The sequence below is a fragment of the Chryseobacterium sp. FR054 genome (assembly GCF_056844565.1).
The window spans coordinates 967447-991193 of sequence record NZ_JBXDSA010000001.1 but is presented as its reverse complement, the minus strand read 5'-3'; the positions used below and the strand labels follow the sequence as shown (position 1 = coordinate 991193).

The 23747-nt window shown below is 39.8% G+C and carries 14 protein-coding genes; 12 read left to right on the top strand and 2 right to left on the bottom strand.

Annotation, left to right across the window (positions count from 1 at the left end; genetic code table 11):
* Positions 1-676: 676 nt before the first annotated feature.
* The 9 genes from AC106S_RS04685 to AC106S_RS04645 all read left to right on the top strand — a co-directional run bounded on the left by AC106S_RS04685 (position 677) and on the right by AC106S_RS04645 (position 13315).
* A complete protein-coding gene (locus tag AC106S_RS04685; protein WP_482437976.1) occupies positions 677-4120 on the top strand; it encodes a hypothetical protein in 3444 nt (1147 codons plus the stop codon).
* An 11-nt stretch (positions 4121-4131) separates the two neighbouring features.
* A complete protein-coding gene (locus AC106S_RS04680) occupies positions 4132-7608 on the top strand; it encodes a DUF6443 domain-containing protein (protein ID WP_482437975.1) in 3477 nt (1158 codons plus the stop codon).
* Positions 7592-8068: a hypothetical protein gene (locus AC106S_RS04675; RefSeq protein ID WP_482437974.1), complete on the top strand. Its 477-nt coding sequence runs from the start codon at positions 7592-7594 to the stop codon at positions 8066-8068. The genes AC106S_RS04680 and AC106S_RS04675 overlap by 17 nt, the downstream gene beginning before the upstream one ends.
* Before the next feature lie 241 nt (positions 8069-8309).
* Positions 8310-9302 (top strand): RHS repeat-associated core domain-containing protein, encoded by a 993-nt coding sequence (locus tag AC106S_RS04670; RefSeq protein WP_482437973.1) that lies wholly within the window; start codon positions 8310-8312, stop codon positions 9300-9302.
* Positions 9299-9715 (top strand): hypothetical protein, encoded by a 417-nt coding sequence (locus AC106S_RS04665; RefSeq protein ID WP_482437972.1) that lies wholly within the window; start codon positions 9299-9301, stop codon positions 9713-9715. Before AC106S_RS04670 ends, AC106S_RS04665 begins: the two co-directional genes overlap by 4 nt.
* A gap of 154 nt (positions 9716-9869) precedes the next feature.
* On the top strand, positions 9870-10061 hold the full coding sequence (locus AC106S_RS04660) for a hypothetical protein (protein WP_482438424.1): 192 nt from the start codon (positions 9870-9872) through the stop codon (positions 10059-10061).
* 312 nt (positions 10062-10373) lie between these two features.
* Positions 10374-11498 (top strand): acyltransferase family protein, encoded by a 1125-nt coding sequence (locus AC106S_RS04655; RefSeq protein ID WP_482437971.1) that lies wholly within the window; start codon positions 10374-10376, stop codon positions 11496-11498.
* Between the two features lie 74 nt (positions 11499-11572).
* Positions 11573-11755, top strand: a complete 183-nt coding sequence (locus tag AC106S_RS04650; protein ID WP_482437970.1) for a hypothetical protein — start codon at positions 11573-11575, stop codon at positions 11753-11755.
* Between the two features lie 195 nt (positions 11756-11950).
* Positions 11951-13315: a S41 family peptidase gene (locus tag AC106S_RS04645; RefSeq protein ID WP_482437969.1), complete on the top strand. Its 1365-nt coding sequence runs from the start codon at positions 11951-11953 to the stop codon at positions 13313-13315.
* A 31-nt stretch (positions 13316-13346) separates the two neighbouring features.
* On the opposite strand, the gene AC106S_RS04640 is transcribed toward AC106S_RS04645, so the two are convergent.
* Together AC106S_RS04640 and AC106S_RS04635 are read right to left on the bottom strand one after the other, a co-directional pair.
* A complete protein-coding gene (locus AC106S_RS04640) occupies positions 13347-14477 on the bottom strand; it encodes a tetratricopeptide repeat protein (protein WP_482437968.1) in 1131 nt (376 codons plus the stop codon).
* Positions 14474-16111 carry a helix-turn-helix domain-containing protein gene (locus AC106S_RS04635; RefSeq protein ID WP_482437967.1) on the bottom strand — a complete coding sequence of 546 codons (1638 nt, stop codon included), beginning with the start codon at positions 16109-16111 and terminating at the stop codon, positions 14474-14476. Before AC106S_RS04635 ends, AC106S_RS04640 begins: the two co-directional genes overlap by 4 nt.
* A 393-nt stretch (positions 16112-16504) precedes the next feature.
* Between AC106S_RS04635 and AC106S_RS04630 the strand changes: the two genes are divergently transcribed.
* The 3 genes from AC106S_RS04630 to AC106S_RS04620 all read left to right on the top strand — a co-directional run bounded on the left by AC106S_RS04630 (position 16505) and on the right by AC106S_RS04620 (position 23739).
* Positions 16505-18808: a fibronectin type III domain-containing protein gene (locus AC106S_RS04630; RefSeq protein WP_482437966.1), complete on the top strand. Its 2304-nt coding sequence runs from the start codon at positions 16505-16507 to the stop codon at positions 18806-18808.
* A 131-nt stretch (positions 18809-18939) separates the two neighbouring features.
* On the top strand, positions 18940-21240 hold the full coding sequence (locus tag AC106S_RS04625; RefSeq protein ID WP_482437965.1) for a fibronectin type III domain-containing protein: 2301 nt from the start codon (positions 18940-18942) through the stop codon (positions 21238-21240).
* A 159-nt stretch (positions 21241-21399) separates the two neighbouring features.
* Positions 21400-23739 carry a T9SS type B sorting domain-containing protein gene (locus AC106S_RS04620; RefSeq protein ID WP_482437964.1) on the top strand — a complete coding sequence of 780 codons (2340 nt, stop codon included), beginning with the start codon at positions 21400-21402 and terminating at the stop codon, positions 23737-23739.
* The last annotated feature ends 8 nt before the right edge of the window (positions 23740-23747 follow it).

Genomic DNA, 23747 nt, shown 5'->3' with positions numbered 1-23747 from the left:
CATTTTTAGGGAATATTTTCATCGGTTTAAATTATATCACTGATTGTTGATGTAACTGGAAATTAATAAATTATTTATAACCAAAAGTAAATGTAAAAAATGAGAAAATTAAAAACCTGTTTTTAGGTAAATTTTATAAATAATGAATATAAAACATGGATTTTTTTATTGTACATATGGCAACTAATTTTTATATTAACTTCAGAAATTCAAGTGTTTATGAGGGAATATAATAGCCGGCAATTCTTTTGTACAACGTCGTTTCCGGGACAGGAAATAAATCTGCATTCCATTTTTAATTTTTTTTATAAAAGAATTTAATACGACGCTTTTTGTCGCATATGCTTCGTACTATTGATTTTCCCATTAGGTACTGATCAGCCGAATTGTAGCTTATAGAAAATTGGTTAAAAGATATTGTTTAGATCAGCAGTCATTCACTTACACGGAATTTTCTGTGATGTAAACATTAAATGGTGTTTGAAGAAATCTCTTAAAAACAGATTATCAGAATATTGTTAATTGGTTCGGTATAATTAGGGAAAGAGAAAAAAAGATCGTGAAATTGAAGGAATGCCGGCCGGGTAACCTTATCAGGAAGCAGGATATCAGAGCTGTCTAAACCTGTCAGCAGATATAAACAGTAAGTACTACAATGATTAAAAATAATAACACAATGAAACAAAATATAACAGCTTTGTTCTTCTGCCTGTCAATAGGTACAGCATTGGCACAAACTTCAACAAACGGGCAGTCAACCCTTCCCAATATTATACCTCCTTCTGCGGAATCTTATAAACTGGGAACCTTCGGGAATATTCCGGTAAGCCTGTTTATGGGCAATGCCAATGTAAACATTCCACTGACCTCCTATGAAACAAAGAATATTAAACTTCCCGTCTCACTCAGCTATTCTTCCAATGGAATAAAAGTAGATGATATGAACGGTGCCACCGGATTAGGCTGGACACTTAATGCCGGTGGTGTCATCACGAGGATTATAAGGGATCTTCCTGATGAAGATCATCAGCTTAATATTGCATTTCCTACCAATATTGACAGCCTGGGAGCGGTAAGAAATCCGGCTGTAATGCAGTTTTTCCAGGATGCCTCCAGTCCTGATGCAGATACGGAGCAGGATTTCTATATGGCAAGTTTTAACGGGATACAGATCAAATTTATTTTTGATAAAAGAGGTGTTCCTGTAATCTATTCTCAAAAAGATGTGATCATTGAAGGAAGAAGTGGCGGTGATGCTTTCACCATAACCACAGACAACGGTACCAAATATTATTTTACTGACAGGGAAAAAACTTCCAACCGTACTGCGGGAGACGGACATTCTCTTATTTCTATAAAGACTACTGCCTGGTACCTGACGAAGATTGAAGATACAGCAACTGGAGAAACCGTGTTTATTGAAAATACAGACGGAGGTTATTCAGCTACCATCAGCCGGTCCCAGACATTATCCTATACTTCCCCAACAGGAGGACCGATGTTTTCCGGTTGTGGAAATCCTGCATTTATACGTTATCCGCAGGTAAGTGAGCTCATCAGTCATAACCAGACGGTAAACGGAAAACAGATCAAAAGAATATACAGCAGCAATCCTGCTTATGGCGAAATCCTGTTTGATTATACCCAGTATCCTGAGAATACGGATTACAAAAGTTTAACACGTGTAGTGAAAAAACTGAGTAATTCCATCATTAACAACGTTGATATCACCTACCAGTTTACTGCGAACAAAAGATTGTTTCTAACTTCTGTGAAAGATAATATTTCAAATGCGCTTCACCAGCTTGAATATATCAATCCGCAGGAATTCCCTGTAAGGCTTTCGTTCAGCAGGGATGGCTGGGGATATTATAACGGAATCCCCTACAATACCAATCTGGTTCCGAAAATAAACAAGTTGACAAGCTGGGCCAATTATGAGGGGGCCATCACAGCTGTGATGCCGGAAAAGACCCAGATCGGGATGCTGAAAAAAATTATCTATCCCACCAAAGGATCATCGGAATTTTTTTATGAAAACCATACGAAAGTAGATAGAAACGTAGTGCTGAGCCCTGAGCAGAAGAACGGGGTTCAGATAGGTGCAGAAAGCGCTTACAGCGGACAGGCTACCAATTCCACTACATTCATGTCTGTAAAGGATGAGGAAATTATGTTGGGAGGAGGAGCAGAATTTAATATTGATGCCTGTCGGCCTGAGTCGGAAATTCCAGGTAAACACAGGGCAAATGCCAGTCTTCATCGTCCCAATGGCCAAGTCGTAAATCTTTATCAGAAAACACCCGCCGGGATGGTATATAATGTTGGGGTTTCCGTTACTTTTCCGCTGGTAGATGCCTTTTACGCAATGATTCAAAAAAACGAGGTGCTTACTTTATCACTGCGGACTACTTTTAAATGTGTTCAGGCTCAGGTAGCTGCCGGCTATACCGAAAAACTGGAGATAAGGGGGGACAGGGAAGTACCTATCGGAGGTTTGCGGATAAGTAAAATTACAGACAGTACGGAAAATGGAGTGGCCACCACCAGACAATTTGTTTACAGGGACCTGAACGAGCAGAAAAGTGAAGCGGAAGTAATAAGAAAGCCTGAATTTGAAGAGCTGCTTAACTTTACCAGAACCTGCAATAGCAATCCCAATCCAGGTAATCCGGGAAGTGGCGTCCCGATAGGAGTTGAACGTTTTCCTTATTATGTTGTTACCTCTTCAAATATCAATCAGCTTTATGCCACCCATCCGAATATTTTCTATAAAACGGTACAGGAAATTGTGGAAGGAAAATCCAATATCGTCCATAAATATTCAACGGATACCGATGTATTTGGAAATGTACTGTACGGAAATAATATACGGAATTCCCAGTGGACCAATGCTGGATGGAACAACGGCCGGGAAATCTCTACAAAATATCTGGATGGCAGTAATAATCTGGTAAGAACGGTTGAAATAAGCTATGCAGAAGACCCGAACAGAAGATATCAGGTGGATGGTTTTAGCATCCGTAAAAATTATGATAACCCTGTTATACAGAACGTAACCAGAACCTGCACTGCGGAAGACGTTACAAGAACGATCGATTTTACCTATTGTACCGCTAATCATAGCCATCATTACCGTGTGTCGGACTGGTATAAAAACTGTTATGCCCCCGGAGCGCATAATGTAACCCAGCAGTATAAAGATCTCTGCTATGGAAAAGCGATTGGGGAAGTGGTTGCTTTTGATGATTATCTGGACAATCTTGATATCATGCAGTATAAGAACATTTCTTATTTCGAATACCTGAAAACACAAAAAACAACAGACTATCTTGATGGGCAGGCACTAAAGACCGAAACGGAATATTTCTACAATAATCCGAAGCATAGCCAGCTCAACAGGCAGAAAACAACCCATCCTGACCTTTCGGTTGATGAAACCTCTTATCAGTATGCCCATGAAAAAGGCAATCAGCTGATGATAGATAAGAACATGGTGGGTATTCCGATGGAAACGGTTGCTATCCAGACTGCGGGAAATGCAACGAAAACACTGTCCAGAACGGAAACGCTCTATCCTTCGGTCCTGCCGCATCCGGTAACCGGAAATTTTGTGCAGCCACTGTCGGTAAGGTCTTATGATATACTTAACCTTTCAAAGGTGAATACAGAAGTAACCTATGACAGGTATGACAGCAAAGGAAATCTCATTCAGTATACGACTAAAGACGGTATTCCGGTAAGTATTGTTTGGGGATATAACAAAACCCTTCCCATATTTAAAGTGGAAGGAGTTACATACAGTCAGATCGAAAATCTGATTTTGCCTTACGTCACAGGTTCTGATATCGACGTCACAGATCCTGCTTATGAACAGGGACTGATCAGTGCTTATGAGACGTTCCGCAGGGAAGCCGTACTGAAAAATAAGATGGTTACTGCTTACACCCACGATCCGCTTATTGGCGTAACGACTATTACCCAGCCCAATGGTATCAGGGAAACCTATATTTATGATGCTGCCAACAGGCTGAAAGAAATAAAGATCAGAGAGAAGACAGGCAGCGGAAGCTATGTTTCCAAAACAGTCAGTGAATTCAACTACAATTACAGACCTTAAAGATTCAGATCATGAAAAAACAATTCATCTTAAAAATAATGTCTGTACTTCTTTTGGCATTTTTTACATTACAGAAAGCGCAGACTACTTCAGAAAATTATGTACAGTCAAAGACCTGCCTTAGCGAAGACTGTGTTAAGAAAACAGAAACCATTACTTACTTCGATGGCTTAGGCAGGCCCAAGCAGGTTATCAGTGTAAGGGCAACCCCGCAGGGTCAGGACCTTGTGGTTCCGGTTACTTATGATCATTACGGAAGGCAGCTGAAAGATATTCTTCCTGTGCCGGCTCCTTCAATGGGTTCAGGCTATCATTCCGGGATCACCAATGAAAATGCGGCTAACACCTATTATGGTTCCACGAATGCTTTTTCCGAAAAGCAGATAGAAAATTCCCCTTTAGACAGGTTGTTACAGGAGGCAAAACCCGGCGATTCGTGGAAACTTTCATCAGGTCACACAAAAAAATACCGGTATGAAACAAATGCGGATAAAGAGGTTTTAAAATTTATTACTGTTACCACAATTAACACTGTAAATGGGGTCTCCAATACGGTTTCTTCGTTATCGGTATCTCCGGATGATTCAGGAAGCTATCCTGCGGGAGTGCTGTATAAAAATACAGTGACCGATGAAGACGGAAATCCTGTTACCCAGTTTCTGAACGGGCGGGGTCAGGTGGTGCTGATCCGCAGGACAGATGGAACAAACAACGCAGATACCTATTATGTATACAATGAATACAGCCAGAATGTATTTGTAATTCCCCCAAAAGCTGTACAGCAGATTGGGCAGAATAGCAACAGTATTTCCCAGAATATACTGGATGACCTGTGTTACCGGTACAGTTATGACGGCAGAAAACGCGTGGTTGAAAAAAAGCTTCCGGGTAAAGGATGGGAGTATATGGTGTATGATAAAGCAGACAGGCTTGTTTTGACCCAGGACGCGAATCTGAGGAAAAGCGGAGAATGGATTTTTACCAAATATGATGAATTTTCGAGACCTGTTTACACCGGAATTCTGTACAGCCCGGCAAGCAGACAAGCCCAGGTAAATGTAGTAGAAGGTATGGCTCTAAATATTGAAACCAGAAGCAGCTCAGGCTGGAACAACAGCGGAATGAATGTGTTTTATACCAACAGCACTGCATACCCGACTACCAATTTTAAGCTGCTGACCGTTAATTATTACGATACCTATCCGCCAGAACTGACCGCCATTCCCCAGCTGATATTGGATCAACCGGCGATGGCACAGGAGCTGGACCGTTTTAATGATGCCTCAACCAAAGGTTTACTTACTGCTTCTTATCCGAAAAATATTGAAGACGATAACTGGACAAAGACCTATTATTTCTACGATACAAAAGCCAGGGCCATCGCCACTTATACCACCAATCATCTGGGAGGATATACCAACACACAGACCAGGCTGGATTTTGCCGGACTGCCGCAGGAAAGCTATATTTCCCATAAAAGAACCACTGCTTCTCCCGAAGTAGCCATAGAAGAGCGTTTTACTTATGACCACCAGAACAGGCTTTTGGTGCATAAACACAAGGTGGACAGCAATCCTGAAGAGATCCTGGCCCGGAACAGCTACAATGAAATTTCCCAGCTGGAAACCAAAAAAGTAGGAGGGAAGAATATAGGATCACCTTTACAGACGGTGAATTATCAGTATAATATCAGGGGATGGATGACTCAGATTAACGATCCCTCCAACTTAGGCAATGATCTGTTTGGCTATAAGATCAATTATAATCTGAGAGAAGGACAGGAAACTCCGAACAATGATTACAGCAGCTTAAAAGTAAAACCCAGATTCAACGGAAATATAGCGGAAATAGCCTGGAAAACGCTGACAGAAGAAAATGAACCATTGAAAAGATATGGCTATGCTTATGATGGATTAAACCGTCTTTCCGCAGGTTTTTATCAGAAACAGGGTTCTGAAACAGCCAAAGAATATTTTGAAATTCCGGAATATGACCTGAACGGGAACATTACCAGGCTGAAAAGATCAGCGGCGCTCCAGATGGGAAATACAGCAGCTATTGTGATCGATAACCTGAAGTATGATTATACAGGCAATAAGCTGACAAAGGTTACTGATCTGCAGCAGAACCCTTCAGGATATCCATACCTGGCGAATCCCGGTACCATCGGTTATGACAATGATAATGGTAACGGAAACGGTAATATGACCAGTCATCCGGATAAAGGGATTTCTTCAATTCAGTATAATTATCTAAATTTACCTAAACAGATTACCCAGAATGCCAAAGTAACCAACTATACTTACAGGGCAGACGGAGTAAAAGTAAAGAAGCTCTTTGGAGACATAGAAACCGATTACCTGGATGGGTTCCAGTATAAAAGTACGAAGCCATCGGAAGCGGGTGATGGATGGGTAATTGTTGATCCGAATGAAGTGGCTGAGATGAAACTGAGAATTATACCCACTTCAGAAGGATATTACGATGCGCTTAGCGGCAGATATGTCTATCACTACACAGATCATCTGGGCAATGTAAGACTAAGTTATACGGATGCCAACAAAGACGGAATCATTCAGCCCAGAAAATACCAGGCTATGAAATGTACAGAATCTCCGGCCGGAAATGTTTGTTATATGGACTGGAGACCTGGAGAGATTGTAGAAATGAATGATTATTACCCGTTTGGATTGCTACATAATTATACGGTTACTACGCAGAATGCTTATCAGTACAAGTACCAAGGACAAGAGTTACAGGAGACTGGTTTTTACAGTTTTAAGTGGAGAAATTATATGCCGGATGTTGCAAGATTTTTCAATATTGATCCTTTGGCAGAAAAATACCCAACTTGGGGACCTTATGTTTTCAGTGGTAACAGAGTTATTGATGCAAGGGAGCTGGAAGGATTAGAACCTGTAGTATTGACGAATATCGAAGGTAAAATGATTGTCGATTTTCATGTGAAAGTTACACCTAAAAGTGATATGACAACACAAAATATTAATGATCATCTAAGTTATGTATCTACAATATTATCCCAAAACTCTGGTCTACAAATCAATATGATTAATAACCCTAAAGCTACTTTTGGCCTTGACATGACAAAGCCATATCAGTCAAAAAAAACAACATTTTATAAGGATGGTAAAGTCAAAATAGAAATGATTCTTGGTGAAGCGAGAGTCGGAAACCCGATAAATCAAACAATTACTTCTAATGGAAGTCCAAAAGTTACAGCACATGAAATCGCGCATACATTAGGTCTTGAACATATATGGGAAGATCCTAATGTATCCAATACTCCTGAAAATATTAAAAATTTACAAAATTCAGATGGCAATATAATATCTGACATGCAAGAAAATTCAGGAACAGATATTTTACCACAGCAGGTAGAGAAGATGAAGAAGGTTATAGAAGCATCACAAGCCAGAATTAATAAAGATGAACTAACCAAAACTAATAAAGATGAAACTACTAAATAAATTACTCATAATAATATTTTTAAATATTGTAGTATTCTCTGCTTATAACTGTAAAAGTGTTACGGCAGAATTTTATTATAATGACAGAATCGAAAAAACAAATTATGAAAAGGATGCAGAAAAGATGTATTTTGAAGAGGTTCCTAAAGAATATCAAAAAACAGATAAAGATATTTTAATCATATTTAGCGGTGCTGCTTTTAAAGGGAAAACAATAATTATTAATAATAAAGATTCAATACACTTTGATCTAAAACCTGAATCACCCGAGTGCTATGGAGTAATTATGAGAAAAGTTCCAAAATCTGTGAAAAAAATAAAATTATCTGTTGATGGAAGAAAGAATACAGTTATTCCTATTATTGAAAATTATGAATATATCGTTGTAGGAAATGCTTATAGTGAAAAGAAATGGGGTATTCGTTATAATAAGATCCTTCCAAGTTTTTCGTGTATGTAGCCATTAAAAAAATAACCAGGCTTTCTTTTGCAAGAGAGTCTGGTTTCTTATAAAAGTACCTTCCTTGCTAAATGCAAAAGAATAATTTTTATATTTACAATTATCCCTCTGCTCGCGTCTCGCTCGTGTCGGCAGATAAAAACAAACCCATCGTTTTTGCAGCGGTGTGAGATTGCAATCTAAGTCAAGGAAAATTGTAGATAAGCTATACAGAATCATTCAGCCCAGAAAATACCAGGCAATGAAATGTACAGAATCTCCGGCCGGAAATGTTTGTTATATGGACTGTAGACCTGGAGAAATTGTAGAAATGAATAATTATTACCCGTTTGGATTGCTGCATAATTATACGGTTACTACGCAGAATGCTTATCAGTACAAGTACAACGGAAATGAGTTGCAGGAGACGGGAATGTATGATTATGGTTTTAGACAATATATGCCAGATCTGGGTAGATGGTCATCATCTGATCCTCTTTCGGAATTGGCTCCAGGCTGGACTCCTTATAGATATGCTTATGATAATCCACTAAGATATATCGATCCTAAAGGTTTATTCGAGAGTAGAAAAGAAGCTAGACAGTATCGAAGAGAACATAATTTACACGGATCAATAAAGAAGCAAAAAGACGGCAGCTATGCAATAAATGATAGGGATAATATGGTATCTTATGCAAAGGGTAATGATTCTGATCTTACAGCTTCAGATACGCATGATAATGATGGGGTTGTTGAGTCTGTTTTAGTTACTAAAGCTCCATATACTCAGAAAGATGCATTTGATCTTACGACAACGGATATCTCATTATTTGAAAATACTACATGGAAAGGGATGTCAACAGCTCAAAAAAGTAAGCTTGTATGGGATGCTAAAAAATTTATTAAAACAACTACAGGTATAAAAATCTCTGGAAGTACGAGTAGTTGGTATAGAACAAAAATTCCAAAGGCAATGAAAGGAATCGGAGTTGCTGGAGGAGCTGTTGCAGGAGCTGTAATAATTTATGATGTGGTTGATAGTAAACAAATAAAAGCATCTAATATTTTAGATGCTGCTGTAACAGGAGTGAGTTTCGTCCCAGGATGGGGTTGGGTTGTTGGAGGTGTTTTTTTTGGTGCAGATATGATAACTAAAGGAGTTACTGGCCAATCAACAGGTGATCACTTGGACAATTATATTGAAGAAAATTATGATAAAGATGACGGAGCATTAATAGATTGGTCAAAGAAATGAGAAAGATAGAAGAAAATATTTTTTATAGAGTTTATATTGCCTATTTGAATAAAGATTATCCAGCTACATTTGTAAGCTGTTTATACATCACATTTATTTATATGTTTTTATTAGCGCCAATTTATGGTTTATGTATTGATTTATTTAAAGGATTAGATGTAAATATTGTAAAATTTTTATATATAATTTACGTTATGGTTATTTTTATTGTGATATTTAAAAAATATTATAACAAAGTAACATTAAATGCTATATTAAATAGAAACAAGAATAATAAACAATATTTGCCTACTTGGTGTTATTTTTTAATATTACCAGTAAGTATGGTTTTTGGTATAAGTTTTTATATTTTAATATCTATACAAGTGTTACAGAGATTTAGCCTAGAAGGATATCTATATGATTTATTATAATTATCATTTGCCCCTCTGCTCGCGCGAGCGTCTCGCTCGTGTCGGCAGATAAAAACAAATCCATCGTTTTTGCAGCGGTGTGAGATTACAATCTAAGTCAAGGAAAGTTGTAGATAAGCTATACAGAATCATTCAGCCCAGAAAATACCAGGCAATGAAATGTACAGAATCTCCGGCCGGAAATGTTTGTTATATGGACTGGAGACCTGGAGAAATTGTAGAGGTGAATGATTATTACCCGTTTGGATTGCTGCATAATTATACGGTTACTACTCAGAATGCTTATCAGTATAAGTATAATGGCAAGGAGCTTCAGGAAACAGGGATCTATGACTGCATGAAATAATAATACAAACAGCGGAAATGGAAAGTATACTTTTAATTTTCATGGGGCAAAGTTTAAATCTGATTTATAGATCACCAAAAGAAAGATTAGTTAAATCAGTCGGAGCATGGATTAAGCAAAGGTTAAAAATAACCGGCTGTCTTTCAGGTTGAGTTCGTTTTCCGTGCCTGTTATAAAACCCGGACGTTTAAGATTGTGCAGGGGAGTCCGAAGCTATCCGTACCACATTTCCTGCCGTCTGCCTCTCACAAACGGTTATCTGCAATACCTGTTAAAAATACCGTTTATACAGACTCATATTTGCAGTAAAAAATGGTAGCGGAAAACTTATCAGGCAAACTTCATGGATTGGATCATCTGCGGGCATTGGCAATCGTGCTGGTGCTCATGTATCATTACCGTGCATTTAAGCATCCCGGATGGATAGATACGGTTGGGCAGTTCGGGTGGACAGGGGTTGATCTTTTTTTTGTACTCAGCGGATTTCTCATATCCGGGCAGCTGTTCAGGGAAATAGGAGTGAAGGGAAAGATCAGCTTCAAAATATTCTTCACCAGGCGTTTCTTCAGGATTATTCCGCCTTATCTTTTTACCCTTTTCCTGTATTTCTGTATTCCTTTTTTCAGGGAAAGAGAAGCCTTGCCTTCTTTCTGGAAATTCATGACGTTTACCCAGAACTATGGTCTGGATGTCATCAGCCGGGGAACATTTTCCCATGCATGGTCCCTGTGTATTGAAGAGCAGTTCTACTTTTTTCTTCCTATCCTGCTGCTGATTACTGTAAAAACGGGAATATTCAGGTATATGGTGCCGCTGTGTATGCTGCTTATTGTTTTTTCCCTGGCGGCAAGAGCTGTGGCCTGGCAGATGTACACTGCTCCGTTTATGGATTCGGAGGATTTCTGGAAAAGCTGGTATATGAATATCTATTATCCCACCCATACCCGGCTGGATGGGCTGGCGGTAGGAGTTCTCGCTGGTTTTCTGATGAATTATTCAGAAGGGGTTAAGCGGATCATTCACCGTAACGGAAATCTGCTTTTTGTATTGGGAATACTACTGTTAAGCTTCTCATTCTGGTTTTGCAGGGATCAGGTTTCGCAAAAAGCATCTGTATTTGGATTTACATTCGTTGCGTTGAGCTATGGCATTATAGTTATGGCAGCAGTTTCGGAAACTTCATTCCTGTTCAGGACAGAATCTTATATCACGACACAGCTGGCCGGGCTGTCTTATGCCGTTTATCTTTCACATAAGGGAATCATTCATATGGTACAGTTTCTTCTTGAAAAGCAGGGAATTCAGACCTCAGATAATCTAAGCCTTTTGATTGGTCTGTCAGCCTGTCTGGCGGGAGGATTATTTTATAGATTTTTTATTGAAAAACCTTCTTCCAGGCTTAAAAACAGGATTTTGGCACAGAAACAGGCAACATGAAAACATGTCAGGTCTCTGATTACCATCGCTTCATCAAATCAACGGAGTTTATTTTATCCTTAACTTCCTGAAATATGAACAAAGAAGCTGAAATTTTGCGTTCCCAGAAAATAGAGGTTCTCCTGTTCATACCAATTGATTTTCCTGAAGAATACACAGAATACATGGGTGTTTGCAGGGATTTCTCTCTGCTTTTGCGGATGACGCTGATTTTATGGATGGGACTGAATCTTATAGATTTTAATATGGAGTTTTAAAACTTCTATGGTCTGATGACCTCCAAAACACTTTCAAACCTGCTTTTATCCTGAATTCAAGCTTTTACTGCAAAGTCAGATTGTATTCAGGGCCGGACATCTGTGCAGTCCGGGCACTTCCTAACCGGCAGGATGAAAAGACCCTGTAACAAAACGGAATTGAAGTTCTACTCATCCTGTAAAATTATTCTCCGGATGAAACTGATGCTAAACCTATTGGTGTTTTTTATAACACAACTGATTTTTGCCCAAAAAACCTGTAATGAATTTTACCATCATACATTTACGAAGCAACAGCTGGAACAGGATATAGATTTTATGAGGGAAAAGATCATAAATGCTCACGTAAGCCCATTTACAGAAATCTCAAAAGATGAATTTGAGAAAAAATATAAGGGAATCCGGAATGCCTTAAAGGACGGAATGACCCAGAAAGATTTTTATTTCGCAGCCAGGCCCCTGATAGTCACACTCAATGATGAGCACAGTGGAATTTCTGATTACTGCGTGACCGACAGTATGAAAAATGCGATGAAAGTACTTCCCCTGAAGTTTGCCTACGATAACGGGAAAATGATCCTTACAGAAAACTATTCGGACAGTCGGCTGAACATCGGTGATGAACTGGTCTCACTGAACGATATGCCCATAGCGGAGGTTTTGAAAAACTGTGCATCAACAGTTCCGGGAGCAAAAGAAGAAAGGATTCCGATCGTTGTTGACCGGTTCTGGATCATGATCAATAAATTCTGCTATTTTATTACAGATAACTACAATTTAAAATTTGCAGGCGGACTTCAGACCGTAGTTAAAAGTATCTCACTGGAACAGCTGAAGGCTAATGCCTCAAAAGATCAGAAGCCTGAGCAGAAAAAGTCTGGACCGGTGACCTATAAAAAAATTAAGGATTTCGGTTATCTTACCGTGAATACCTTCAATGAAAAAAGATCTTTCCCAATGGAAGGCTGGAAGATAAAATTCGACAGCCTCTTTACGCAGATCAGAAAAGACGGGGTAAAAAAACTGGTGATTGATGTTCACGAAAATTCAGGCGGTAATTCCGGGATCGGTAATCTGCTGATTACTTATTTTTCGGATAAAACGTACAACACTTATCAGGGCAGATGGAAAAAGAGCCGGGAATATGCAGATTATTTAAGAACAGATAATAAACTGCCGGCAGAATATGAAAAATTAAAGGACGGAGATTATTATCCCATAAAGTCACGATCCGTAAAGCCTTCTGCAAATGCACTCCGATTTAGCGGGAAAACCTATGTTGTGGTAGGTAAAAATACATTTTCAAGTGCCATGATGTTCGGAGCAGTTGTTCTGGATAACAAACTGGCAGAAGTGGTGGGGGAAATTCCGGAAAAAGGACATCCCAATCATTTTGGAGAACTCATCAGCTTTAAAACTCCCAATACAAAACTGGAGTTTTTTTTCGGTGTGAAAGAATGGATCAGACCCGCCGGAAATATTCAGCCCAATAAACTGATCCCGGACAGGCAGATTGAACTGAAAGATAAAACGGAAGAACAGATCGTGGAACAGCTTTAAAAGAAGACAGAAAATTTAAATTCTCGATATTTTAAGATCTGAGGAGTTTCTGAATCTCTTTCTGATGGTTTTTATTACGTTTTCTTATTTTTAAAATCATTACAGAAAGCAGACTGAGAATTATCAACCCTGTTATTACCGAGGTTCCGATAAGGTAATTATAATGAGAGATGACTTCAGTGTTCTTTTTTTCTGTGTCTATGGTATGGGCATCAATAGCATGATTAATAGAATTGAGTTCACTCTGTTCTCTCTTAAAACGGGTATCAATATACTTTCTGCTGTAAGTCTGATATTGATCCTGCTCTCCCATAGCCAGATAATTATCCGCCATTTCTTTGTAAATTCCTTCGTTTAGAGTAAGATCACCTGATTCTTCTCCCAATTTCTGAGCTTTGAGAAGGAGTTCAAGTGCTGCCTGATTTTCATGTTTCTGCTTGTGTACTTCAGCCAGCCCCTTTAAGGCAAAGGCTTCCAGACTTTTGGCTTTGATCAGACCTGCGAAATCCATCGATCTCATAAAGGCAGATTCTGCTTTTTCAGGCTGATCCAGGTTGAGGTAGCAGTATCCGATATTATAATACATGATACTCTGGTTGAAAAAGGTGGTCTTCTTATCTTTTACCTTTTCAAAATTCCTGACGGCAATCAAGAATTCCTGAAGGGCAATTTCAGGATTCGACTGGCTTTTATAGATCATTCCCCGCAGGGCATAGCTTCTGGCCGTTTCAAAATATTTAAAAGAGAGACCCTCAGGAAGCCTGGCCAGGTATTCGTCCGCTTCATCCAGTGTTTCAAGACTTTTACTGTACAGTTCCATTTGCTGAAACTGAATGGCGGCCGAAATAAAGAAGGTAGTCTGTACCTTGAGATCATTTGTTTTCCGCACCAGTTCCCTGGCTTCCAGGATATAATGGAGTGATGCATCAAAATTTCTTTTGGCAATTTCTGCAGTAGACAGCAAAAGATATATTTTGATGGATCTGTTGACATCTTTCTCTTTTTGAAGCAGTTTTTTCCCTATACTGATCGCATTATCCGGGTTATTGTAGATCTCCTGATTGGCCTTTTTTATCAGGGAATCATCGGAAATGGCCTGCCCAAAAAGAAGAGCCTGGCAAAAAAGAAGCATCAACAGAAAAATTCTCGTCGTTAGTTTCATGATCTTTTATTTTTAATGATTTCCTGGATATAGGTATTCGGAGACATGCCTGTTATGGATTTAAAAACATTGGTAAAGGCACCATGTGAAGAAAATCCCGAATGTTCCGCAAGATAGCTTACCTTATAATTAAGATAAGCGGGATCGGTCTTTAATAAATGTGCAATATGGTTGATTCTCAGTTCATTAATGTAGCTGTTGAAGTTCTTCTCTTTATGACTGTTAATAACTTCTGAAAGATATTTCGTATTGATCCCGGTCTGAGCAGAAAGAGCCGAAATAGACATATTCTTGTTCAGATAGTTATCCGTTTGCTCCCATTCTTTCAGTTTTTGAAGAATTTCGTCTTCCTTTTCTTTTGAGATCTTGGGAGAATCTTTTTCCCGGCTTTTATTCACCTTCCCGCTTCCGGTTTCAGGGCTGTGGGCCTGGGCCGGTATTGCATTTTCCTTTTCTCTCAGCTTTTCAAAAAATCCCAGTTGCTTTTTCAGATCTTTACTTCTTCCGGATTCGTATAAAAAATAAGCAACGGCAGCTATGATAAAGAACAGAGTAATGGCAGTAATACCCTTGAACTGGCTGAGTTTATTCTGTCTCTGAAATTCAATGTCTTTATGATGATAGGTTTCAACCAGCTTTACAATATACTGTATTCCTTCTTTTTTGCTGGAATCAATCTTTGTTTTCAGCTCTGTATAAAGATTATTGTAATAATGGTATTTTTCATCATTATTCAGAGCCAGATAATTTTTGGCATACAGATCATAAAAAATGACCTTCATATCGTGATAAGGCAGGTCTTTAATTTTCGAAAAACCTTCATCAAGGTATTTCACAGCGGCTGTATAATCTTCTTTCAGAAAAAAATAACGGGATATGCTTTCATAGGCAAACGCCGCAAGAAAAACATCATTTCCATTATTTTCAATATCCTGTATGCTATGATCCAGCAGTTTTTTCGACTCTTCCAGCCTGTTGAGCTTCATCAGAAAGGTGGCCCGGAAGATGGTGTTTTCCTGTCTTATAATCCGGTTCTCCTCATTATTGCCGTCCAGATACCGGTCGCTTTGATCAAGATACTCCAGAGCCGTTTCATACTTACGCGTCACTCCCGAATTGATAGCCTGGAGTTGAAACAGTTTGGCAATCGTCATCCTTTCTTTCTGATGCTGGCTTTTTAAAAGCTCACGGTCGGCCAGAACTCTGGTAATAATTTTTTCAGACTGGCCATATAATCCCAGATTCTGGTATTGGTCGGCCAGGTTATAATCCCCAAACAGCCGGATAAAGTGGGAGAGGGCCTCGCTCTGATGATCATCTTCCTTCTGATTGGAGATGTTGACAGCCTGAACATAATTTCCCTGCATAGCATAAGCCTGAGAAATGATTTTTCTGAGAATCATTTTATGCTCCGGATTTTTATCACTGATTAAAATACTTTGTGAATAGCTGATACAGTCTTCAGGATTCTGATATAATTTATGAAAAGCTTTATCCGTCGAAATGCTGAAATCAGGACCGGCTTGCCCGTATGTAAAAATAGGTAACAATAATATGAAAAATAATATCAGGATATTATTTTTCCGTCTTTTCTGCAGCAGAATATCTCTTTTCTGCCTGTTTTCCTTTGACATTCCTGGCATTTGCCTTTTTTAACCGTTGTTTGTTAACTTATTGGTTTGCAATATTTTATGTTTTTAATTCTTGTAAAATGAATGAATTATGCAAACGTATTCCTTTATAAAGGGCAAATATAACGCTAATATTGTTTAAACCTTTATGTTGATTGAAAATAGTAGACTTATCTGAGGATTTTAATGAAATTATCATACTTATTTGGTGTTATAGTTAAAAAAAATAATGATGTTTCATTAATGGGTTTGATAAATAAATAAAGTCCGGAGCTTAATGTCCTCCTGTTACTTTTAAGATAACAGAATCCGGGTGAATAAGATGAATAAGATCCTTATTGATGATCATAAATTCTTCAATACAACAATACATTCTTAACTCTAAAAAAATTAAAAATGAGAAAGCATTACCTATTATGGATGACTTTACTTCTTCCGTTTTTACAGCTGAATGCACAGACGTACTGTATCCCGGCTACCGGAGGAACAAACTCCACGTATTACCTGAAAAATGCTGTTTTTTCAGATCAGGGGGCCTTTTACTATGATGCAGCTGCCTATCAGGCTTATACAGACCATTCTGCCAGCCATATCGTGACCTCTTATCCCGGAGGAACAGTGAAAGTACACCTGGAATTCGCAGGAGGTGGAACCAAATCACTGGTATGGGTAGACTGGAATGGCAACGGAGATTTTAATGATTTTTATGAAAATCCGCTGGGAACATCGCCTTATTCCGTTGTAGATGATCAGTTCTTTATTCCTCCGGCTCAGGCTCCGGGAATTTACAGAATAAGGGTACAGACCGGAACAAACCTTAATACTTCATCCAGTCCATGTGGCCCTAATGCCGGCAATAATGGAAACTTTGCAGATTTCAGCTTAAAAATCGAAGCTGCTCCAACCTGTTTTGTACCTTCTGGTCTTACTTCAAGTAATATCACAACGAATACGGCTTCTATTGCCTGGACAGCTCCGGCCACACCACCGGCAAACGGTTACGAATATTATTATACCTCTTCTGCTACGGTTCCGGATGCTTCTGTCACCGTTTCAGGATCAAGCACGGCAACTTCTGCTCCTATCAGCGGATTAGATCCGTTTACTACTTACTATTACTACGTGAGATCCGTTTGTGGAGCATCCAATAAAAGCGCATGGTCTTTAAGAGGAACATTTAAAACGAAATGTAATCCTGTAACCTATATGTTTGAAGATTTTGAAAATGCAACAACGGGAACTCTTTATAATTTAGACTGTTGGGATAAAATTGTATTAGGTAATGGTTATCAGGCTGTTAGTGCGGGTAGTGGAATTAATAGCTCAAAAGCAATGTATCAGACTGCTAATGGGGCAGCCAATACAGTTATCGCTATTCTTCCGGCATTCAGCAATGTGAACGCGGGTACCCACTGGCTGAGATTTAAAGCCAGGTATGCAGGGTCTACACAGGGGCCTTTAGATATTGGCTATGTAACCAATGATACAGACGCATCTTCGTTTGTGAACATTCAATCCGTAAATATTGTCAGCAGTACATTTGACGGTTATGAATATTCGGTAGTGATTCCTAATACGGTTCCTGCCAATGCAAGACTGGCTATAAGACATGGAGGTACACCATCCAACAGTTATTATGTGGATAATGTTTACTGGGAACCTAAGCCTACCTGTATGGCTCCATCTAATGTTGTTTTATCCAATGTTACCAGTGCCTCTGTTAATATTGGCTGGACCGCTTCAACACCTGCTCCCGCATCAGGATATGATATTTATTACAGCACGAGCAGCACACCTCCGGCTGCAGATGCAACGCCGAATGTAACCGGAGTAACAGCAAATCCTTATACATTACAGGGCCTTAATTCTGCAACAACCTATTATTTCTGGGTAAGAGCAAGATGCAGCACTGCAGACCAGAGTGCATGGACGAACGTGGTTTCTGCTTTAACACTTTGTGCTCCAAAAACATCACTTTTTGAAAATTTCGAGTCTTATAATACCGGTCTTATCACCAATGCGCCATGTTGGGGCAGGCTGGTTACCGGATCAGGAAGTGTAAATGTCAACGGAACAGGTGCTTATTCAGGTACAAAACATATTATGCAGAGACCTCTTACGGGATCTTCTATGGCAGTTTTGCCTGAGTTAAGCAACATCAATGCAGGAACACATTCATTAAAATTCAGAGCGTACTGCAGCGTAAACACAGGTAAGATAAAAGTTGGATATGTAACCAATCCTGCAGATATTAATTCTTTTGTTTTGATTCAGGATTTGAATATTACCAATACTTCTTATAACCCTGCTGCCGGAACCAGCGAATATGCAGTTGCTGTTCCCAATACAGTTCCTGCCACGGCTAGACTTGCCATATTCACAACATTTGCAGAAGGAGGGAATGTGATTTATTACTGGGATGATATATCCTGGGCGCCTACTGTTTCTTTAGGAGTAAATGAAATAGCGGCAAAGAACGATATTGTTATTTATCCTAATCCGTTCACAGATACTGTTACGATCTCAGGAGAATTACCATTACAGTCTGTTTCCGTATTTGATGCTTCAGGGAAGAAGATAAAAGAAGTACAGCCTTCTGACAGAACGGTTTCATTACATGAGCTTAATTCAGGAATGTACATGATCAGATTAATGATGAAGAACGGAACTTCCAAAACCATAAAAGCGGTTAAAAAGTAAATAGGTTGTCTGTCATCACAAAGCGGTGGAGCTTTTTTCACCGCTTTTGGACAGATCCGGTCATTTTCTATGACAATTCCATCCTTTTAATCTTCAGAGGGTACAGACTAACAACAAAAACAAAATAAAACATGAGAAAACATTACCTGTTATTTTGGATGATTTTACTTCTTCCGTTTTTATCACTGAATGCACAGACGTACTGTACTCCAACCAGTGGAGGGACAAACTCCACCTACTATCTTAAAAATGCAGTTTTTTCGGATCAGGGAGCACTGTATTATGAGGCGGCAGCCTACCAGACTTATGTGGACAATTCCGCAAGCCATACCGTAACGTCATATCCCGGAAGTACGGTGAAGGTACATCTGGATTTTGCAGGAAGCGGAACCAAAGCCCTTGTCTGGGTAGACTGGAACAGCAATGGAGATTTTAATGATTTTTATGAAAATCCGATAGGAGTATCTGGTTTTTCAACCATTGACGACCAGTTTTTTGTTCCGCCAGCCCAGGAACCGGGAATTTACAGGATAAGAGTACAGACCGGAACAACGCTTACTGCTTCTCCTAACCCCTGCGGTCCTAATGCCGGTAACAATGGCAACTTTGTAGATTTCAGCTTGAAAATTGAACCTTCAGCTCCAGCCTGCTTTGTGCCTTCTTCTCTTACGTCAAATAATATAACAACGAGTACGGCTTCTATTTCATGGACAGCTCCTTCCACAGCACCCGGAAATGGTTACGAATATTATTATACCTCTTCTGCAACGGCTCCTGATGCTTCTACTCCAGCTTCAGGAACGAGTACAGCAACTTCTGCTTCTATCAGTGGATTAGATGCATTTACTACCTATTATTACTACGTAAGATCTGTTTGCGGAACGTCCAATAAAAGTGCATGGTCTTTAAGAGGAACATTTAAAACGAAATGTAATCCTGTTACGTCTATGTTTCAGGATTTTGAAAGCGCAACCACCGGAACTCTTTACATTCTGGACTGCTGGGATAAGATTATCTTAGGAAACGGTACACAATCCGTTACCAATACGGTTGGCGTGAACAGTTCAAAAGGAATGTATCAATATGCCAATGGGGCAGCCAATACCGTTATTGCAGTTCTTCCCGCATTCAGTAATGTAAATGCAGGAACCCACTGGCTGAGGTTCAGAGCTAAAGTAAGCAGCGGAACCGGAACGCTGGATGTAGGGTATGTTACCAATGATACGGATGCATCGTCTTTTGTAAATATACAGTCTGTCACGATGACGAATACCACTATGGACGGTTATGAATATTCAGTGGTGGTACCCAATACGGTGCCTGCCAATGCAAGGCTGGCCATAAGACACGGAGGAGTACCTAATACCATCATATATTGGGATAATGTGTATTGGGAGCCAAAACCAAGCTGCTTTACTCCGGGGAATATTGTTTTATCCAACGCAACCAGTTCAGGAGCAGATATCTCATGGACAGCTGTTGTGCCTGCTCCTGCTTCAGGATATGATATTTATTACAGTACAGATAATACACCTCCATCAACAACAACAACTCCCGGTGTAACAGGAATAACTGCAAATCCTTACACCTTGCAGGGACTGAATTCTGCCACAACCTATTATATCTGGGTAAGATCAAGGTGCAGCAGTACAGATCAGAGTACCTGGTCAAATATTGCATCCGTACTTACGCTGTGCGCTCCGAAAACATCTCTTTTTGAAAATTTTGAAGCTTACACTAACGGATCAATTGCCAATGTACCTTGTTGGGGCAGACTGACCACCGGAAGCGGAAGTTCAAATGTAGATGCGTATAGCGGAGGGTATTCCGGAACCAAACAGGTGTTCCAGAGACCGGTTACAGGATCTTCCATGGCTGTTTTACCTGAATTGAGCAATATTAATGCAGGAACCCACTCTCTGAAATTCAGAGCGTACTGCAGTGCGGCTACCGGTAAAATAAAAGTGGGGTATGTAACAAACCCAGCGGATATTAACTCATTTGTACTCATTCAGGATCTCAATATTACCAATACTTCCTATGCGGGAGCAAGCGAGTATGGGGTAGCGGTTCCCAATACGGTTCCCGCCAATGCAAGACTGGCCATATTTACAACCTTTGCCGAAGGTGGGAACGTAATCTATTATTATGATGATGTATCCTGGGCACCTACTGTTTCTTTGGGAGTGAATGAAATAATGACGAAAAATGATATTAGTGTTTATCCTAATCCGTTTACAGATGTTATTACCATTTCCGGAGACATGGAACCGCAGTCTGTTTCGGTGTATGATACTTCGGGAAGGACTGTGAAAGAAGTGAAGTCTCCTGAAAAAGCAATTTCATTACAGGAACTTAATTCCGGGGTGTACATGATCAGGTTAATCATGAAGGATGGCACCTCAAAAACCGTAAAAGCTGTAAAAAAATAATATGTTGTCTCTGCCATGACAAGCCTCGGACTCATCCTTTTTACCGCTTTCATGGCAGATTTTTATCCTGGTTATCAGGGGACAGTATGTATTCTGATAACATCAGGAAAAATGATGGAAAGCTATCCCTCTTTTCTATTATAAAACAAAAGTATTCTAATGATCCCTAAAAAAATACCCCACCATACAAAACAATGGCTTACCTGCTCAAAGAAGCTTTTTTTAGGCTTTTTACTGCTTCTCTTTGCCAGTAATGATCTTTTTTCGCAAAGAGATACCGAGCACTGGTTTGCCCCTATGATGGCCAGACCTAACAGCAGCAATAATGAACAGGCACTGTTTTTATCTACTGACTCTGCTGTTCCTTTTCCGGTAACCATTTATAATAACAATACTGTTGTTGGAACGGTAACCATCAGTAAAGGAAATCCGCAGTCTTTCAATATTCCTGTGAGTATGATGATCGCTGATTCTCCGGATAAACTGTTTACAGCCACAAGCAAAGGGCTTTATGTAAAAGGAGATAAGCCTTTTTTCTGCACCTTCAGATTTTCAACCAGAAATCATGGTGAGATCCTTACTTCAAAAGGAAAAGCAGGAACCGGTACTAAATTTTATGTGGCATACGGTCCTATTGCTGTTTCTTCTACAAATAATAATTTTAGCTGCGGTATCCTGGCTACTGAAGACAATACCAGGGTAACAGTATCCAATTATAAGACATCCGTTAAATTTTCTAACGGAACAAGCGGAACGAGCAATCCGGTGATGACCTTTACACTAAACAAAGGCCAGTCCTATATCATTGAAGGTATCGGAAATGAAGCCGGAAATCAGACGGGATTTATGGGGGCAAAAATTGAATCTGATAAGCCAGTGACGGTTACCAACGGTAATTTTAACGGACAGATCGTCAATTCCAATAACGGGAATGATATTTTAATGGACCAGTCTATTCCTGTGGAACGCCTGGGTAACGAATTCGTTCTGGTAAAAGGAATGGCCCCGATAGCCGCCAATGTGGAAGGAGCCATTGTAGTGGCGACAGAAAATAATACACAGGTCTACCTGAACGATGAAACCAATCCTGTTGCTGTACTGGAAGAAGGTCAGTTTTACAGGATAGAATCAACCGCTTACATCAGCCAGAACTTCAGTGGACATTACAATATGAGGATCCGCAGTACCAAAAATATATATGTTTATCAATTAATGGCCGGTGCGCAGTCTTCATGGGTTGAAATTACAATAGGGGCCAACTACATTCCGCCTTTAAACTGTTTTCTTCCCAAAAAGATTGATGAAATAGGAATGATTGATGTATTGCCTTATTACACAGCCATTACTCCCAATGTGAAACTGAATATCATTACCGAAACAGGTGCTTCTGTATCTGTAAACGGAGTAACCTTATCGGGAGTCCAGGGACCGTATCCCGTGACAGGAAATCCGAACTGGCAGACCTATTCAGTCAATAACGTGACAGGGAATATTACCGTGCATTCTACCAAAGCGGTAACCGCAGGAATAGCGGCAGGAGAAGGTAATGTTGGCTATGGCGGTTATTTTGCAGGATTTTCCTCTGTTCCTGTTATCGCGAAAAAGAACGGAAACTGTATTCCGGGAATGATTCTGGAAGTGGATGACAGCTATGCCTCCTATCAGTGGAATTTCAACGGAAACCCTATTCCGGGGGCAACGGCCAATACCTATTCTCCAACGAAAGCAGGAAATTATACGGTAACAGTATCCGCGGGGGGAAGCTGTCCTCCTGCCACCACTCCTGTATTTGAAGTGACGATGCCTCTTCTGCCTCCTTCTATGCTTACGGATAAAATAATCTGTGCCGATGGCACCACAACACTGGATGCAGGACCGGGCTATCAGTCCTATGAATGGAGCACAGGAGCCACTACACCATCCATCTCCAATGCAGGAATCGGGAACTATTGGGTTATTCTGGGAAATAACGGCTGCTTCAGCAAGTATGAAGTATCTGTAAAATCAGCACCGAAACCGGTGATCAGGAATATTGATATAGAGCAGAAAAAAGCTACGGTTACTGTAACCGGAGGGAAACCGCCGTATATGTATTCTATGGACCATGTCAACTGGCAGAATTCTAACATATTTATCAACCTTCCGAACGGGCAGCATAAATTTTATGTGAAAGATGCCTATAACTGCGATCCGGTAGCAGTGGAAATGACTGCCGTCAATATCATCAATGCCATTACGCCGAACGGAGACAACATCAATGATGTGATTTCTTACTCGGAGCTCGGCTATAAGAAAGACCTGTCTTTTTCAGTGTATGACCGCTACGGAAATAATGTTTTTAAAGGAACAGCTTTCAACAACTATACGTGGGACGGAAAATTCAGTAATAAGAAAATGCTTTCCGGAACCTATTGGTATGAAATCTCATGGAAAGAACCCGGTATGCAAAACGCAGTTATTAAATACAATGGCTGGATTCTGCTTAAAAACAGGGATTAATCACCATC